Origin of the sequence: Micromonospora chalcea, from assembly GCF_002926165.1 — a bacterium.
GTDB lineage: Bacteria > Actinomycetota > Actinomycetes > Mycobacteriales > Micromonosporaceae > Micromonospora > Micromonospora chalcea.
This window is the reverse complement of record NZ_MAGP01000132.1, coordinates 101,140-117,308: the sequence shown is the minus strand read 5'-3', so window position 1 is coordinate 117,308 and position 16,169 is coordinate 101,140. Positions and strand designations below refer to the sequence as shown.

At 70.4% G+C, this 16,169-nt stretch carries 15 protein-coding genes and 1 pseudogene; 10 read left to right on the top strand and 6 right to left on the bottom strand.

Annotated elements, in window-relative coordinates; all coding sequences use genetic code 11:
* Positions 1–3: 3 nt before the first annotated feature.
* Genes BAW75_RS21980 through BAW75_RS21960 form a run of 5 tightly spaced genes read left to right on the top strand, consistent with a single transcriptional unit; the run spans position 4 to position 4,495 of the window.
* Entirely contained in the window at positions 4–639 is a 636-nt protein-coding gene (locus BAW75_RS21980; RefSeq protein ID WP_043330441.1) for an isochorismatase family protein, read from the top strand.
* Positions 639–1,652, top strand: coding sequence for an ABC transporter permease (locus BAW75_RS21975; RefSeq protein ID WP_043325400.1), 1,014 nt, complete (start codon positions 639–641; stop codon positions 1,650–1,652). Before BAW75_RS21980 ends, BAW75_RS21975 begins: the two co-directional genes overlap by 1 nt.
* A complete protein-coding gene (locus BAW75_RS21970; RefSeq protein ID WP_073827217.1) occupies positions 1,645–2,511 on the top strand; it encodes an ABC transporter permease in 867 nt (288 codons plus the stop codon). The genes BAW75_RS21975 and BAW75_RS21970 overlap by 8 nt, the downstream gene beginning before the upstream one ends.
* The gene (locus BAW75_RS21965) at positions 2,508–3,539 is read left to right on the top strand and encodes an ABC transporter ATP-binding protein (protein ID WP_104114752.1); all 1,032 of its coding nucleotides are present in this window, start codon (positions 2,508–2,510) and stop codon (positions 3,537–3,539) included. Before BAW75_RS21970 ends, BAW75_RS21965 begins: the two co-directional genes overlap by 4 nt.
* Positions 3,536–4,495 (top strand): ABC transporter ATP-binding protein, encoded by a 960-nt coding sequence (locus BAW75_RS21960; protein WP_043325397.1) that lies wholly within the window; start codon positions 3,536–3,538, stop codon positions 4,493–4,495. The genes BAW75_RS21965 and BAW75_RS21960 overlap by 4 nt, the downstream gene beginning before the upstream one ends.
* A gap of 80 nt (positions 4,496–4,575) precedes the next feature.
* On the opposite strand, the gene BAW75_RS21955 is transcribed toward BAW75_RS21960, so the two are convergent.
* Positions 4,576–5,232, bottom strand: a complete 657-nt coding sequence (locus tag BAW75_RS21955; protein WP_043325395.1) for a GntR family transcriptional regulator — start codon at positions 5,230–5,232, stop codon at positions 4,576–4,578.
* A 75-nt stretch (positions 5,233–5,307) separates the two neighbouring features.
* Here BAW75_RS21955 and BAW75_RS21950 point away from each other — a divergent pair, with 75 nt between their 5' ends.
* Positions 5,308–6,210, top strand: a complete 903-nt coding sequence (locus BAW75_RS21950) for a hydroxymethylglutaryl-CoA lyase (RefSeq protein WP_043325392.1) — start codon at positions 5,308–5,310, stop codon at positions 6,208–6,210.
* 386 nt (positions 6,211–6,596) lie between these two features.
* A pseudogene (locus BAW75_RS21945) lies at positions 6,597–7,400 on the top strand (helix-turn-helix domain-containing protein).
* Here the strand turns inward: BAW75_RS21945 and BAW75_RS21940 are convergent.
* The gene (locus tag BAW75_RS21940; RefSeq protein WP_043325390.1) at positions 7,336–7,992 is read right to left on the bottom strand and encodes a response regulator; all 657 of its coding nucleotides are present in this window, start codon (positions 7,990–7,992) and stop codon (positions 7,336–7,338) included. The pseudogene BAW75_RS21945 and the gene BAW75_RS21940 sit on opposite strands and share 65 nt — an antisense overlap.
* On the bottom strand, positions 7,989–9,077 hold the full coding sequence (locus BAW75_RS21935; RefSeq protein WP_244206215.1) for a sensor histidine kinase: 1,089 nt from the start codon (positions 9,075–9,077) through the stop codon (positions 7,989–7,991). Before BAW75_RS21935 ends, BAW75_RS21940 begins: the two co-directional genes overlap by 4 nt.
* A 232-nt stretch (positions 9,078–9,309) precedes the next feature.
* Between BAW75_RS21935 and BAW75_RS21930 the strand changes: the two genes are divergently transcribed.
* The 3 genes from BAW75_RS21930 (at position 9,310) to BAW75_RS33245 (ending at position 12,265) form a co-directional block, all read left to right on the top strand.
* Positions 9,310–9,786, top strand: coding sequence for a DUF6326 family protein (locus tag BAW75_RS21930; protein ID WP_104114750.1), 477 nt, complete (start codon positions 9,310–9,312; stop codon positions 9,784–9,786).
* 367 nt (positions 9,787–10,153) lie between these two features.
* Positions 10,154–11,887 (top strand): hypothetical protein, encoded by a 1,734-nt coding sequence (locus tag BAW75_RS21925; protein ID WP_146074883.1) that lies wholly within the window; start codon positions 10,154–10,156, stop codon positions 11,885–11,887.
* 246 nt (positions 11,888–12,133) lie between these two features.
* Positions 12,134–12,265 (top strand): hypothetical protein, encoded by a 132-nt coding sequence (locus tag BAW75_RS33245; protein ID WP_274477849.1) that lies wholly within the window; start codon positions 12,134–12,136, stop codon positions 12,263–12,265.
* 121 nt (positions 12,266–12,386) lie between these two features.
* Here BAW75_RS33245 and BAW75_RS21915 read toward each other — a convergent pair whose 3' ends face one another.
* From BAW75_RS21915 to wrbA, 3 genes are all read right to left on the bottom strand, one after another.
* Positions 12,387–14,126: a PQQ-dependent sugar dehydrogenase gene (locus tag BAW75_RS21915; RefSeq protein ID WP_104114747.1), complete on the bottom strand. Its 1,740-nt coding sequence runs from the start codon at positions 14,124–14,126 to the stop codon at positions 12,387–12,389.
* Between the two features lie 27 nt (positions 14,127–14,153).
* Positions 14,154–15,215, bottom strand: a complete 1,062-nt coding sequence (locus BAW75_RS21910) for an SMP-30/gluconolactonase/LRE family protein (RefSeq protein WP_104114776.1) — start codon at positions 15,213–15,215, stop codon at positions 14,154–14,156.
* Positions 15,216–15,505: 290 nt separating this feature from the next.
* Positions 15,506–16,147 (bottom strand): NAD(P)H:quinone oxidoreductase, encoded by a 642-nt coding sequence (wrbA, locus tag BAW75_RS21905; protein ID WP_104114746.1) that lies wholly within the window; start codon positions 16,145–16,147, stop codon positions 15,506–15,508.
* Positions 16,148–16,169 lie beyond the last annotated feature (22 nt).

Below are 16,169 nucleotides of genomic sequence, written 5' to 3'. Positions count from 1 at the left end.
ACGGTGGATGACCTCCAGGGCGACTACCGCAGGGCCGGCTTCGGCGGGGACCTGGGTCGCGGATCACGTCGAGCACTGCTCCTGGTCGACCTCGTCCGGGCCTACCTCGACCCGGCCTCACCGCTCTACGCCGGCGACACCGACCCACCGGCCCTGCGGGCCTGCGCCGCACTGCTCGACACCGCGCGCCGCCACGGCGTGCCGGTGATCCACACCCGGGTGGAACTGAGCCCGGGCGGGGCAGACGGTGGCCTCTTCGCCCGCAAGGTGCCCGCCCTGCGGGTCTTCGAACACGGCAGCGCGTTCGCCGACGCCCCGCCGAGCCTGGCCCCGGCGCCCGGCGAGACGGTGGTGACCAAGCAGTACGCCAGCGCCTTCTTCGGCACCAGCCTGGCCAGCACCCTGCGTGTCCTGGGGGTGGACGCCCTCGTCATCGGCGGCGCGTCGACCAGCGGCTGTGTCCGGGCCAGTGCGGTGGACGCCCTGCAGCACGGCTTCGTCCCCCTCGTCGTCGCCGAGGCATGCCTGGACCGCGACCCGCGACCGCACCAGGCCGCCCTGTTCGACCTCGGTGCCAAGTACGCCGAAGTGCTGGCTCTGGACGAAGCCACGGCGCTGCTCGGACCGGGAGGTTTGTGATGCGGGTCCTCGGCTACGCCCGACGGCGGGTGCTCTTCCTGCCCGTGGGGCTGCTCTCGGTCGTCGTGCTGGCCTTCCTCCTGGTCAACGCGTTGCCGGGCAACCCGGTCGGGGTCATCGCCGGGCCGGCCGCCGGCCCGGAGGAACTGGCCGAGATCGAGCGACGTCTCGGTCTGGACCGGCCACTGTGGGAGCGGTTCGTCGACTACCTCGGCGGCCTGGTCCGCGGCGACCTCGGATCGTCGTACTACACCGACCGGCCGATCCTGTCGGAGATCCTGCGCTTCGCCCCGGCCACCCTGGAGTTGGTGATCCTCTCGCTCATCGTGGCCGCGGTGCTCGGTGTGGGCCTGGGCACCCTGGGCGCGTACCACAAGGGCAGGCTGGCCGACCGGGGCTCCCGATTTGTGGTCACCACCTTCCAGTCGATCCCCGACTTCTTCCTCGCCCTCCTGTTGATCTACCTCTGCTTCTATCTCGCCGGGTGGGCTCCCGCCCCGGTCGGCCGGCTCGGTCTGATGGACGAGCCGCCGCCGGCGGTGACCGGGGCACTGCTGGTCGACTCGCTGATCGCCGGTGACATGACGGTGTTCCGTTCGGCGGTGGCGCACTCGATGCTGCCGGTGCTGACCCTGGGCATCTACTACTCGGCGTACTTCGCCCGCAGCACCTACGCCTCGCTGGTGCCCGCCCTGGAGTCCAAGCAGGTCGAATTCGCCCGGGCCTGCGGTCTGCCCGAGCGGACCGTGCTGGCCTACGCCTTCCGTCAGGCCCGCACCCCGATCCTCACCTACGGCGGCATCCTGCTGGCCGCTCTGCTCGGCGGTGCGGCGATCATCGAGACGATCTTCTCGTGGGGTGGCTTCGGGGAGTGGGCGATCGACTCCATCCTCCAGCTCGACATGCCGGCCGTGCAGGGCTTCATCCTCGCCGCCGGTCTGGGAACCCTGTTGGCCTTCACCGCACTGGACATCCTGGTCGCGGTGCTCGATCCGAGGGTGCGCTATGACTGAAACCTTGGCCGCCGATCCCACCACGGTCACCGCGCCGAAGGGTCGCAAGCCCCGCCGTGGTCGTCGCCGCCTGCGCCTGTGGGTGCCCAGCGGCATCCTCGCCGGCATGCTGGCGGCGGCCTACCTCGCGCCGCTGCCCTACGACCCGGCCGAGCCGCTGCCCGACACCCTTGCCGCACCCGACGGCGAGCACTGGATGGGCACCGACAAGTTCGGCATCGACGTCTTCAGCCGCCTGGTGGCCTCGGCCGGAGTGGACATCCCGCTGGCCCTCGCCGGCATGCTGATCTCGCTGGTGGTCGGCGTACTGCTCGGGCTGGCCGCCCTGCACCGAGGGCCGTGGGGAGAGCGCGTGGTCCGCGCGCTGGACGTCTTCCAGGCCTTCCCCCTGCTGGTCCTGGCCATCGCACTGGTCGCCCTGATGGGCAACAACATCGAGAACGTCGTGGTGGCCATCGCCATCATCAACGTCCCCCGGTTCGTCCGTCTGGTCCGCAGCGAAGGGCTGACCATCCGGGAGAGCCGCTACGTCGAGGCCGCCCACGCCATCGGCGCGACCGGGCCGCGGGTCATGTTCCGTCACGTGCTGCCGAACATGACCGGCATCATCCTGGCCCAGGCGTCGCTGGCGGTGGCCCACTCGATCGTGGTGATCGCCTCGCTGTCCTTCCTCGGCATCGGCATCAACGCCGCCGACGCCAGCTGGGGAGCGATGATCCAGACAGGAGCGCAGAACATGACGACCGGCCAGTGGTGGGTATCGGTCTTCCCCGGACTCGCCATCTTCCTGACCGTGCTCTGTTTCAACGCCATCAGCGACGAGCTGCAGGACTCCTTCGGACGGGCGAGGCAGCGATGAGCGCCCCCCGCCAGGCGCTGAGCCGCCCCACCAACACCGGCCAGGGCGCGGACCGGGAGCCCCGCCTGCTGGAGGTCAGCGGCCTCACCACACGCTTCGACACCCCCGACGGGCTGGTACACGCGGTCAACGGCGTCGACTTCCACGTCGACCGGGCCGAGATCGTCGGTGTGGTCGGCGAAAGCGGATGCGGCAAGTCGGTGACGATCCGGTCGATTCTCGGCCTGGTCCGTCCCCCGGGGCGGGTGGTCGAGGGCACCGCCCGATTCAACGGGGTCGACCTGCTCGGCCTGCGTGCGGCCGAACTGCGCCGGCTGCGCGGCGCCGAGATCGGCTTCATCGCGCAGAACCCGTTCAGCGCGCTGAATCCGGTGATGCGCATCCACCGGCAGTTCGCCAACATCCTCGCTGCGCACGGCATCCGCTCCGACGCCATCGCCCGGGACCGGGCCCGCGACGCGCTGGCCGACGTCGGCATCGCGGGCCCGGACCGGGTCCTCGACGGTTACGCCCACCAGCTCAGCGGCGGGATGGCCCAGCGCGTCGTCATCGCCATGGCCATGCTGCTCAACCCGGCCTTCGTCATCGCCGACGAGCCGACCACGGGCCTCGACCTGACCGTGCAACGGCAGATCCTCGACCTCATCCGGGGCCTGGTCCAGCAGCACGGCCGTTCGATGCTGCTGGTCACCCACGACCTCGGCGTGGTGGCCCAGTACTGCGACCGGGTGGTCGTGATGTATGCCGGCAAGGTGATCGAGCACGGCTCGGTCCGTGACGTGCTCACCAGCCCGCAGCACCCGTACACGCAGGCGCTGGTCCGGGCCGTTCCCCGGCCGGGCCATCCGTTGGTGCACCTCACCGGGAGGCTGCCGGATCTCGTCGACTATCCGGCCGGCTGCCCCTTCCAGGCCCGCTGCCCGCACGCCTTCGAGCCCTGCGGGCAGGTGTTCCCGGAGCCGACGACCTCTGCGTCGGGCCGGACGTACTGGTGTCACCTGTCGCAGGAGAGGGAGGCCGCTCGGTGAGCCTGCTGGAGCTGACCAACGTCAGCAAGGAGTTCTCCGTCGGCGGGACCACCACGGTCTACGCCCTCGACGACGTGTCGCTGACCGTGAACGCCGGCGAGACACTGGCCGTCATCGGCGAGAGCGGGTCGGGCAAGTCGACGTTGGGCCGGCTGGCCCTACGCCTGATCGAGCCGACCCGGGGTTCGGTGCACTTCCAGGGCACCGACATGCTCGCGCTGCCCGCAGCCGGACTGCGCCAGCTGCGCGCCAAGGCGCAGATCATCTTCCAGGAACCGTTCGAGTCGCTGAACCCGCGTATGCGGGTGGCCGACATCGTCGGCGAGCCACTCGCCATCCACCAGCCGAAGACCCCGGCGGCCGACCGCCGGAGCCGGGTCGCCAGGGTCATCGACCAGGTGGGGCTGGCACCCGAGATGGCCCGCCGATTTCCCGGTGAACTCAGCGGGGGACAGCAGCAACGGGTCGGCATCGCGCGGGCCATCGTCACCGAGCCCTCCCTGATCGTCCTCGACGAACCCACCTCCTCACTCGACCTGTCGGTCCGCGCCCAGATCCTGCAACTCCTGGCCGACCTGCAGACCGAACTCGGCATGGGGTATCTGTTCATCTCCCATGACATCCACACCGTTCGCTACGTCAGTGACCGGATCGCGGTCATGTACCGGGGGCGGGTGGTGGAGACCGGCCCGTCGGAGCGGGTGTTCGCCGACCCGCAGCACCCCTACACGCGCGCTCTGCTGGCCGCAGCGCTGCCCGTCGACCCCGACCAGGAGCTGCCGCCGGCCCGCCTGGTCGGCGACCCGGTGAGCCCGACGGAGAAGGTGAGCGGCTGCGTCCTCTACGGTCGGTGCCCGGTCGGCGAGGACCGGTGTGTACAAAACGAGGTGCGCCTGACCCCCTTCGACGCCGACCGCGCGGTGGCCTGCATCAAGCCGGGCGCACCCGGGAGCTGACCGGGCCCGGAGGCCCGTCCAGCCTCCGGGCCACCGGGCCCGGAGGCTGGATCGCGGTCGGAACGGCGCGCCCCGAGCGCTCAGAGATCCGGGTTGTCGGACATGGCGTCCAGCAGCACTCGCCGGGCGGCCAGCACGTGCGCGCGCATCGTGCTCGACGCCCATTCGGCGTCGCGGGCGCGGAGGGCTGCCACCAGGTCACGGTGGTGGGCCATGCTGCGGGCCAGCGCTTCCGGGGTGTAGAGGCGGAACGCCCGAACCACGAGCGGGACCTCCACCACCGCCGAGAGCAGGGAGGTCAGTCGAGGGCTGTCGGCAGCGCCGATGACCAGACCGTGCAGTTCGGCGTTGAGGTCGGCGATGTCGTCCAGATCCTGCGGGGTCATCCGCTGCGCCCGCTGATCCATCTCGTCGCAGAGCAGGCTCAGCCTCGGCAGGCAGTCGGCGTCGATGCGCTGGGCGGCCAGGGCCGCGCCGTAGCTCTCCAGCCGGGCCCGGATCTCGTAGGTGTCCTCCAGATCGCTGAGCGACCACTCGGCCACCCGGGCCCCCCGGTTGGGCTGGAAGACGACCAGGCCCTCGGCGGTGAGCCGGCGCAGGGCCTCCCGGATCGGGGTCCGACTCACCCCGAACTGCGAGGACAACTCCACCTCGCCCAGCCGCTCCCCCGGGCGGATGGATCCGTTCAGGATCGCGCTCCGCAACGCCTCGTAGGCGTCCTGCCCGGCATTGGTCACCCGTGCCTCCGTGGTCTGAAGCGATGTCGCGACCGGTACCTTGCCGACCGCCTGCCGCTCTGAGATTGTATACAGATGATGGTGCGTGTGGTGGAAGTGTCCCCCCGGGACGGGTTGCAGAACGAGTCCGAGGTCCTCCCGACAGCGAGCAAGATCGAGCTGATCCGGCGCTGCGTCGAGGCCGGAGCGCGGCGGGTCGAGGCGGTGTCGTTCGTCCGCGCCGACCGGGTGCCCCAGATGGCCGACGCGGAAGCCGTCATGGCCGAGGTGCCGCGCCGCAGCGACGTATCGTACATCGGTCTGGTGCTCAACCGACGCGGGCTCGACCGTGCCCTCGCCGCCGGGGTGGACGAGGTGAACTGCGTCGTGGTCGCCACCGAGACGTTCAGCCGGCGAAACCAGGGCGCCTCGGTCGACACCATGGTCCAGGCCTGGTCCGACATTGCCGCAGCCGCCCACGCCGCCGGCCGTCGGGCCAGCGTCACCGTCGCTGCGGCGTTCGGCTGCCCTTTCGAGGGCGACGTCGCCCCGTCGACGGTCGGTGAGCTCGTCGCCCGGCTCGCTGAGGGCGAGCCGGACGAGATCGCTCTGGCCGACACCATCGGTGTGGGAGTGCCCGCCCAGGTGCGGCACCTGGTGGCCGCAGCCGGCGCGGCCGCGCCGGGCGTACCGCTGCGCCTGCACCTGCATGACACCCGCAACACCGCAATCGCCAACGCTCTGGCTGCTGTCGAGGCCGGCGTGAGCGTGCTCGACGCGAGCGTCGGCGGCATCGGTGGCTGCCCCTTCGCCCCGGCGGCCACCGGCAACGTCGCCACGGAGGACCTGGTCTACGCCCTGCACCGCTCCGGCCACCAGACCGGCCTCGACCCGCGTGCGGTGATCGAGACGGCGGCCTGGATCGGTGACCGGCTCGGCAAGGCCAGCCTGCCGGGTGCCCTCGGCCGGGCCGGCTGGTTCCCGGACGAGCCGGCCTGAGGTCATCGGGACCGGCTGTGGGCCGGCCCGCCCTTCACTACTCGACGCGGTCGCCGGGCGAGCGCTGTTCCGCTGGAAGTTCGACCAGGTGGACGAGGTCTTCATCCCGGCGCAGGTGCCGCCCGCACCTGTCGCCGTCGATGCGATTACGGATGAAGCGACCACCCCGGCTGCCCACGGCGCCGGGGCGGAAAGTCAGCCGGGCCGAACCCCACGCCCCGCCCCGCGCGTCACACTGCGTCAGTGGGGTGAACCGGTGACGAGTCCGAGGTCGACCGGGGTAGGTCCAAGGCCACTTCACCGAGAAGTGAGGAGCATGGGAGATCCACGTGTGAAGAGTCTAGGTACCGTCGACGGGGTGGCGGCCGGCTGATTCGCCAGGCCCCTTGAGCCGGGAGCGGCGTGGCCTGTCGCTTCGGTCTCTCGGGCAACTCGCTCACCGGAGCAAGAGCCATATCCACAAGTTGGAGGCAGGGCTCGAAGCTCCGACGGTCGACACAGCCCGCCACCTGGACCGGATCCCTGACGCCGGGGGAGTGCTCGCTCGGCTGGTCGATGCGCCGATCGACCATGCGGTCGAGGCAGGCGAGTTGCGGGCGAGAGTCGCCGCCACTGATGTCAGCAACGCCCTGCTCGAACGGATCGAGCAGGGCGTCGACGACCTCGCCAGCTCCTATCCGACGATGGCCCCGGCGGATCTGTTGCCGTTGGCGCGACGACACCTCTCCTATGTGGTGCGGTTGCTGCACTGACGGGTAACAGTTGCTCAACAGCGTCGGCTGTTGGTTGCCGGCGGTTGGTTGGCGGTGCTGCGGGCCACGGTTCACATCGACCTGCGGCAGCGAAATGCTGCGGCTGCTCAGCTGCGAGCTGCTCGTGACCTTGATTGGCGGCGAACTTGCCGCAGGTGGCGCGGGCGGTACTGGCCGATCTGGATCCGCGCGGTGACGGGGGAGCGCGGCCTCGACCTCGGACTTGCTCTCGTCGCCGCCGGTCAGCCGGACGAAGCGGTTGCGCTCGGGGCGCAGGCCGTGGCATCCGGGCGAGTGGTGCCGTCGAACTGGTGCCGACAGCTCACACCGAAGCGGTCGGCGTTGGTTCCGCGACCCGGCCTGCGGGCGTCGGTCAGGTGCCGACGCGGCGTGTCTCGTAGGCCCACATCACGATCTCGACGCGGTTGCGGGCGTTGAGCTTGCGCATCAGGGCGGCGATGTGGGTCTTGACGGTGCTGAGGCTGATGGACAGCTCATCGCCGATCTCGCTGTTGGTCCGCCCGCGAGCGGCAGCAAGCAGGACCTGTTCCTCGCGAGCGGTCAGCGGCTCGACAGGCTCAGGTGGCACCGAGCGCGGGCGGCTGTTCGCGAAGGAGGACAGGAGCCTCGCGGTGATGTTCGGTGCGATCAGGGCGTCGCCCCGGGCCGCGGCATGGACGGCCTGGGTGAGCATCTCGGCGCCGGCGTCCTTGAGGAGGAAGCCGCGGGCGCCTGCCTTGAGCGCGCCGTAGACGTACTCGTCGAGGTCGAAGGTGGTGATGACGACGACGGCCAGAGGATCGGCGACGTCGGCCCCGGCGAGCCGGCGGGTGGCTTCGATCCCGTCGACCTCGGGCATGCGGATGTCCAGCAGGCACACATCGGGACGCAGCGAACGGGCCATGGAGATCGCCCGGCGGCCGTCGGCGGCGTCGCCGACGACGGCGATGCCCGGTTGGGCGTTCAGGATCATGCAGAGCCCTGCCCTGACGATGTCCTGGTCGTCAGCGACCAGCACGCGGATGGTCATGACGTGCGCGCTGTCCGAGGCAGCGAGGCGTCGACGCTCCAGCCGCCGTCCGCGGCAGGTCCCGCCCGGAGGGTGCCGCCGAGCAGGCTCGCCCGCTCGGCCATGCCGCGCAGCCCGTAGCCGGCGTGCGAAGAGCTGGTCGTGGTCGCCTCGCCGTCATCGCGTACCCGCAGGTGCACCTGGTCGCGGGATGCGGTGACGTCGACGGTGACTCCGGTGGCGCCGCGGGCGTGGCGGGTCGCGTTGGTGACCGCCTCGGCGGCGATCAGGTAGAGGGCGGTGCCGACTGCCGGCTCAACGGCCTCGGCGTCACCGGAGACCTGCACGCGGACGCCCAGCACCTCGCCGCCGGGACGAGTGAGTCGCTCGATGTCCGCCACGCCTCGCCGAGGGGTGAGATCGGCGTCCGTACCGTCGCGCAGCACGCCCACGAGGGCTCGCATCTCCCTGAGCGTCCGGGACGCCTCTTCCTCGATGGTGACCAGGGTGGCCAGCGCGCGCTCCGGATCTGCGGCGGCCAGCGCGCGACCTGCCTGCGCCTGGACGGCGATGGCCGAGACGTGATGGCCGACCGTGTCGTGCAGCTCGCGGGCGAGTTCGTTGCGCTGGTGGAGACGGACCTGCTCGACGTCGCGCTCGTGGCTTCTGGTGCGGTAGCGCACTGCCGCTCCGAGCGCGGCAGAGCACAGGAAGAAGCCGTAACCGGCGACCTTCTCCGCGGGTGAGGTCGACTCCGCGACGAGGGTGACGGGTAGCCAGATGAGGATGATGCCGAGTCCGAGGGCAGCCTCGCGACCTGCTCCCCAGCGCAGCAGGGCGTAGGGCAACACGAGCAGCCCTGCGATGCCCAGCAGGCCGGTGGCGTCGATGACCGCGATCCTCGCGATGTCGAAGAGGAGAACGGCTCCGAAGGCAACGGTTACCGCGGCCAGCGGTCGCGTGCGTCGATACAGCAGGCACGCCGCGACCACGACGCTGACACCGACCAGCAGCGGCGCCCATGCCCTGTCGTCGCGCAGCAGCATCTCGACGACCGAGATCACGACAAGAGCCGAGGACAGCGCCCAGTCCCGCCACAGACGCACCGGCGCACCTGTGGGGCGAGGCTCAGCCCAGATCCCAGCAAGCATGCTTCCCCCTTTTCCGAGAACGTAAGGGGGCCGCCCCTCGGGCGGATCAGCCGAAAGTACGGCGAGTTTCCCGCGCCCGGGGCCAGGACAGCCCGAGCCCGCAAGCGGATGTGACGCCCGCCGACGCTGGTCAGTGTGGAGACATCGAGTGAGCCGACCCGGCTGACGCCAGCAGACAGGAGACGTGATGACCAGAACCGACAGACGGGCCGGTGCGCTCCAGGAAGCGCACCTCCCGGTCCAGGCGAAGCTCGCCGCGGCCTGGGCCAGCTTCATGTTCCTCTACATCTACGTCGACTACCTCGCCCTGTACAAGCCCGGCTTCATCGACGACATCCTGGCCGGCGCCGTGCACGAGTTCGACACGGGCCCGACCTTCGTCGCCCTCGCGCTCACACTCATGGCCGTCCCGATCCTCATGATCCTGCTCTCCACGACGCTCCCCGCCCGTGTCAACCGCGCCACCAACCTCGTCGTGGCAACGCTCTACATCCCCGTCACGGCGTACAACGCGGACGGCGAGTCCTGGGCCTACCTCTACTTCTACGGCTTCTCCATCGGGCTCGAACTGCTGCTCCTGGCCTTCATCCTGCGCACCGCATGGACCTGGCCCCGGGCCGTTCGAGCCACCGCCGGCCGCGACCTCGCCCAGGCCCCGGCGTGACGCTCGAGGCAGGCCCCGTCGGCGGGGTCGGTTGCAGCTGCTCCGGCAGCAGCGACCGCGAGCAGCCGATTGCGTCGAATGTCGTTATATCTGTGTCTTCGCAGAACTTCATGGCATCCGCGAGACCGTATCGACCTTCTTCTTCTTTCCTCTGGCTCCTGGTAGAAGTGCGACATGCCCTCACGGCGTGTCACGTCACTGGCGGATGAGAGCGGATCGCGACGTGCTGGCTCGCCGCCGATGCACGGGTGTACCTCGCCGGGGCGGGCGGTGCCTCGGGTTTCATGATCGGTCGACTGCTGCTCGCGGTGCTCAGTGCGGGCACACAGCTGGTCACGGCAACTCGTCGTCCAGCACTGGAGGTGTGATGAGCGAACCTGCCGAGGTCGATCGCCTGCTCAGCGCCGCCGACGAGATCACCGCGCGGGCCGGTCTCGGCCCGGACACCCGGGCGGCCGTTGAGCGGGCGGTTGCCGCTGCCCGTGGTCTGGGCGATCCCGGGCGTCTGCTGCATGCTCTCGGCCGCGCCACTCTGAACCTCTCTCAGGAACGGCTCGCCGATGGCGGTGACGTCACTGATCTGCGGGAACAGGCCGAGGAGGTCATCGCGCTCGCCGGCGATCTGCTCTCCGATCCGGACTGGCATGCCGACGCTGTGGTCCGCACCGTGCAGGCGGGCCAGATCCTGGCCGGCATCGGGCTCGTCGATCGCGGGCGCGATGTCGTCGAACGGGTGTGGCGGTTGGTCGCGCCCCGGCCCGCCGACGGCCTCGACGCCCGCCGCGCTCGGACCGCGGCACTGACTGGGCTGGTCACCCTGAGACTCGAGACGGACCCATCCGTCCTGGGACCGTTGGCCGCCGAGATGGTCGACCTGCAGCGTGGGCTCGCCCGCGACACCGGCGAAGCGGCCGCCGTGATCGACCTGGCGGACGCCCTTGGAATCTTCGCGCGGGTCGCCAGCGCTCTGGGGCGGCCGGACCTGATGCGGGTGGCGCTGACTGAACAGTACTCACTGGAACAGATGTTCCAGGGTTCCGGAGCCCAGAAGCGACTAGAACGGACCGAGGCGTCGCTGGCGCAGCTGCAACAAGCCGCGCCGGAAAACCTGGTGGTGCCCGACTCGGGCGCATGGCGGGTCCGCCGCTCCTACCTGGATCTGCTGGCCCAGCCCGCACCATCCGGCGTTACCGCCGGCGGGTTCGCGGCTCGGCTGGCGGCGGAGTCGCGGGTGACCGGCCGTGCACCCGGCAACCGCCCGCCCGCTGACCCGTCGGTGATCGCCGATTGTGCCGCCCGACTCGATCAAGGTATCTCTCTGGCCGACGCGGATCAGATCATCGAAGCCGACCGCGTCCTCGCCGAGCTTGCCGACGAGTTGAGCCTGTACGACGGGGCGACGTCGGACCCGGCCCGGCGGGACGTCCGGCGCCTCTGGTCCGCAGCCCTCTACCAGCGGGCGATGCTCCGGCACCGGATCGGCCACTGCGACGACGCCTGGGACCTTGCCTGGCTGTCCGTGGTCGTTGCCGTCCGGCGGCACGAGGGCCTGCTACGCGGGACCACCACCGAGCGGGAGGCGTTGGCCGACGCGGTCACCCACATGGTCGACGCCGCCGTCGTCGCGGAAGCCACCGGACGTCACGAAGACCAGATCATGCTGCTGTCGGAGGTCATCGACCGCTGCGCGGACGCGGAGGCGGCCTACCCACGGCTGCGCCGAATCCTCGGCACGGCCCTGCACAATCTCGCCTCCGCGCTGCTCGAACGCCGGCAGACAGCGACGGCGGCGCCCCTGGCCGAACATGCCTACGCGATCCGTCATGAGCTGGCCGTGCTGGACCAGCGCGCAGCCTGGGAGTACGCGAACACACTGCTGCTCACCGCCGCGCTCGCCGTCGACCGTCAGGACTGGCGAATCGCCGTCGAACGTCTCAGCGCAGCTGGGCGGCTGCTGGTTGCCTTACGGACGTACCCGGAAGCGATGGCCGGATACGCAGGACAGCTCGCCATCGAGGTCACCACCCGGGCGCCCGAGCTGGTGGATCGGGCCCGTGCCGCCGGCACCTGGCCGTATCAGACTTGGACCCCTCAGGCGTAGCGCCGCCCGTTCGGCGTGAGACCTCGCCCACGCGTGGGACGCCAAGCTCCGTCCCAGTTTGGCGGGAGCCTCGGTAGGGAAGTTTCGCGGACACCTCGATGAAGGAGGGGGTATGGAGACGTCCGCTAGCGTCGGGCGCAGTTATCGACAGCCGACAAGGCCATGCGTGGCGGCGCCTGCTGCAGCGCCACCGCCGAGGGGGCGAGCCTAATGGCTCGCGTCGGTCGCTACGGGATCCCGAGGTTCGTGTGGTCCCTGATCTGGCTCGTCGTCTGCATCTTGATCGTCATCCTGTTGGCCCTGGTCATTCACCACTTCGGAGGCGCCTCTCTGTCGCTCAAGCTCGGCCACTTCTACCTGAACGTCGGCGTCACCTGACTTGCCACCTCGTCGACACTCCGGCGGCGGTCCGCTGCAGTACTGGCCCGGACCGCTCGGAGGGTGCCCGCGCGACGCGGGCACCCTCCGGGGCCGGCGGTGCCGGATTCCCGGCTCGCCCTCAGCTCGTGGGGCCGGACGCCGCCCCGCCGAGGGTCACCTTGAGGATCTTCTCGTTGCTGTTGTTCGGGGTGCTGTCCTTGTCCCCGCCGGTGCTCGTGGTCAGCCACAGGTTGCCGTCGAGGGTCGGTTCGACGGTGCGCAGCCGGAAGTACGTCCCGACGAAGTACTGCTGGACGTTGGTGAGCGTGTCGCCGCTGATCTCCGCACGGTACATCCGGTTGCCACGCAGGCAGGCGATGTAGAGCACGTCCCGGACGATCGCGATGCCGCTGCACGAGGCCTCGGCCACCGGGTACGTCCGGATCGGGGCCCTGAAGTCCGGGTTGGCGCAGTCGCCGGAGGTGCCTTCGCAGGCGGGCCAGCCGTAGTTGCCGCCCTTGACGATGATGTTGGTCTCGTCCATGACGTTGTTGCCGAACTCCTGCTCGAAGAGCCGGCCCTGGGAGTCGAAGGCGAGGCCCTGCGGGTTGCGGTGGCCGTAGCTCCACACGTGGTTGCCGAAGGGGTTGTCCGCCGGCACCGTGCCGTCGGGGTTGAGCCGCAGCACCTTGCCGCCGAGATTGTTGGTGTCCTGGGCCACGTCGGGGTTCTGTCCGTCGCCGGTGGCGGCGTAGAGCTTGCCGTCGGGGCCGAAGCGCAGCCGGCCGCCGTTGTGGTACTTGTTGCGCGGGATCCCGGTGACGAGCACCTGCCTGGTGCCGGTCTGCAGCGTGCCGTCGTAGCGGATGCGCACGATCCGGTTGTCGGTCGTGGTGGTGTGGTAGATGTACAGCCAGCGATCGGTGGTGAAGGTGGCCGAGACGGCCAGCCCGAGCACGCCGCCCTCGCCGCTGGTGCCGGCCACGTTCGGCACGGTGCCGATGCTGCGTTTGTCGGTGCCGTCCGGGTTCATGGCGACGATGTCGAACAGGTCGCGCCGGCCGTAGAGGACCGTGCCGTCGGGCAGTTGCACAAGGCCCCAGGGCAGGTCCTTCTCGGTGGTGGCCACCGTGGCGCCGCACACCGGGCTCGTGCACCCCGTGCCGGTGTGCGCGGTGACCGCGGCGCTCGTCCCCGAGACATTGCCCTGGGCGTCGCGGGCGGTCACCGTGTACCGGTAGTCGGTGTCGGGCGTCAGCCCGGTGTCGGTGAACGTGGTCGCCGGTGGGTTGCCGCCGGTGCCGGTGGTGGAGCCGACGGCCGTACCGTTGCGCAGGATCGTGTAGCCGGTGACCGCGACGTTGTCGGTGGAGGCCGACCAGGTGAGGGTCACGGCCGTGCCGTTCACCGTCGCGGCCAGGTTGGTCGGCGTGCTGGGCGGAGTCGTGTCCTGCTGGCAGAACGGCGGGGTGACCGAGAGCGTGGAGCTGGCCTGCGAGACGTTGCCGGCGGCGTCGCGGGCGTTGACGTACCAGCCCCAGGTGACACCCTGCACGACGCTGAGCGTGGCGGTCAGCGTCCGTCCCGAGACCGAGGTGACGAGCTGGCCGTCGTGGTAGATGTCGTAGAAGGCGACGCCGACGTTGTCCCGGGACGCGTACCAGGAAAGCGTGACGGACTGGCAGGTCAGCCGGCTGCTGCGCAGGCCGGTCGGCCGGGTGGGCGGGCTGGTGTCGGCGGCGAGCCGGGCCGCCGGCCGGCTGCCGGCCGCCGGCGCGGCCGCCGCGGCGTTTGCGGGTACGCCGGTCAGGACGGTGCCGGCGCAGATCAGCAGGGCGAGCGGTACGCGGTGCCGGAGCTGGTGAGGATTGGTCCGCACGGGTGCTTTCCTTCCCGGGGTTCTTGGTCAGTACGGGTAGCCGGGGACGTTGAGCCGGATGCTGTACAGGCCGGAGTCGTTCGTCCGGCCGGAGGTGATGTAGAGGGTCTGCCGGTCGGGTCCGCCGAACGCCACGTTCGTGGTGCCGGCGCCGCCGGAGCGGATCGTGCCGAGCTGCGCGCCTGAGGGCGAGTAGACGTGGATCAGCCCGTCCGAGCCGGAGGCCCAGTACACGTTGCCGGCGCAGTCGACGGTGACGCCGTCGGGACCGCCGAGGTAGTTGACGAAGACGCTGCGGGCGCCGGTGCTGCCGTCGGGCTGGACGACGTACTTGTAGATCTTGTTCTCGGAGTAGGCACCCACGTAGAGGGTGCCGCCGTCCGGCGAGAGCGCGATGCCGTTGGGTTGCCGCAGCCGGTCGTCCACCAGTGAAACCTGGCCGCCGGAGACGCGGAAGACACTGGTACGTCCGCTCATCTGGTCGGGTCGGTTGCCGCGCTGGAAGTTGGGGTCGGTGAAGTAGACGACGCCGTCGGAGCGGACCGTGACGTCGTTCGGTGAGTTGAACGCCCGGCCCTGGTAGTCGGCGGCGACGGTGCTGCGGGTCCGGTCGCTCAGCCGGTACGCGGAGACGTTCCGCTGGTCGTGGGTGGCGGCGATGATCTGCTGGGCGTCGGGGCTGAGTGCCAGGCCGTTGCTGCCGGAGTCGGCGATGAAGGTGTCGAAGGTCGAAGGCGGGGTGAACCGGCGGATCGTGGAGGGCTGCACGTTGTACGGCCCGGTGCCCGCGGCCATGTCGGACATCAGCAGGTAGCCGCCGTCGGCGATCCAGACCGGTCCTTCGAGGAACGAGAACCCGCCCTGGATCTTCGTCGCGGACACGGAGCCGGCCGGCAGCGGCGGGCCGTACCCGGTGCCGGCCGGGCAGACCCCGGGGGGCGCGCCGGGCGGCCCGGCGAGCGGGTAGGTGTGAACGTTCACATGAGCGGCGCGCCGAGGTGCCGGGGGCGCGGCGCCGGCGGGGCCTGGTGCGGTGGTGAGCGCGAGGCACAGGCCGGTGAGTGCGGCGATGGTTGGACGCCAGGTCATCGGGTACTCCAATCGGAGTCGGTGAATGCGAGGCCCGTGGCTGCCTGGACCGGCCCCGGCTGCCGACACCTGCTATCGATTAGTATCGATGTATTGGATGCAGCTTAGGCGAGGAAGCGGCGCCCCGCATCAGTTCCCCACGATCGCCTTCGGCGCATGCCCGAAAGGTGCCCGATGACGTGACCGGGTTGAGCGCGGACACCCCGTACACCTTCTGCCGATGTTCGACGTGACCCGCGCGTCTACTCACGATTCCGTCCCGGTGTCGTACTGCTCCTGCCGCCGGGCTCCTACCCGAGCTTGCTGCCCGCGCGGGCGGCGGCGAGAGCGGCTGCCATCCGGGTCAGGCGTGCGCCCTGGAAGCAGGCCGTCTCGAGGACAGCTCTGGCGTACTCGGGATCCCGGCTGGCGCGGCTCTCCACCTGGCTGACGCCGTACGGGTTTCCGCCGGCGACGTGAGCGGTGTCGTAGTTCAGGTAGCCCGTAGGCAGGATGATCGACCCCCAGTGGTGGAAGGTCTGGTAGAGGCTGAGCAGAGTCGCCTCCTGGCCGCCGTGCTCCTCGTAGCTGGCGGTGAAACCGGTCGCCGGCTTGTCGGCCAGTTCCTCCGCCTGCCATGGGCCGGTCGTGGTGTCGAGAAACTGGCGCAGCTGAGAGCAGATGTTCCCGAAACGGGTCGGCGTGCCGAAGGCGTACCCGTTGGCCCACCGGAGGTCGTCCAGGGTGGCGACCGGAATGTCGCCAGTGGCGTCGAGGTGGGCTCGCCACTGCGGCTTGGCATCAATGACGTGCTCCGGCGCCAACTCTGCCACCCGGCGCAGGCGGACCTCCGCGCCGGCGTCCGCGGCTCCGTCGACAAATGCCTGCGCGAGCCGGTGCACGGTGCCGGTGGCGGAGTAGTAGATGACGGCGATCCTGGCATCGGTATGCATGCTGCCTCCTGGGTCGGCTCGG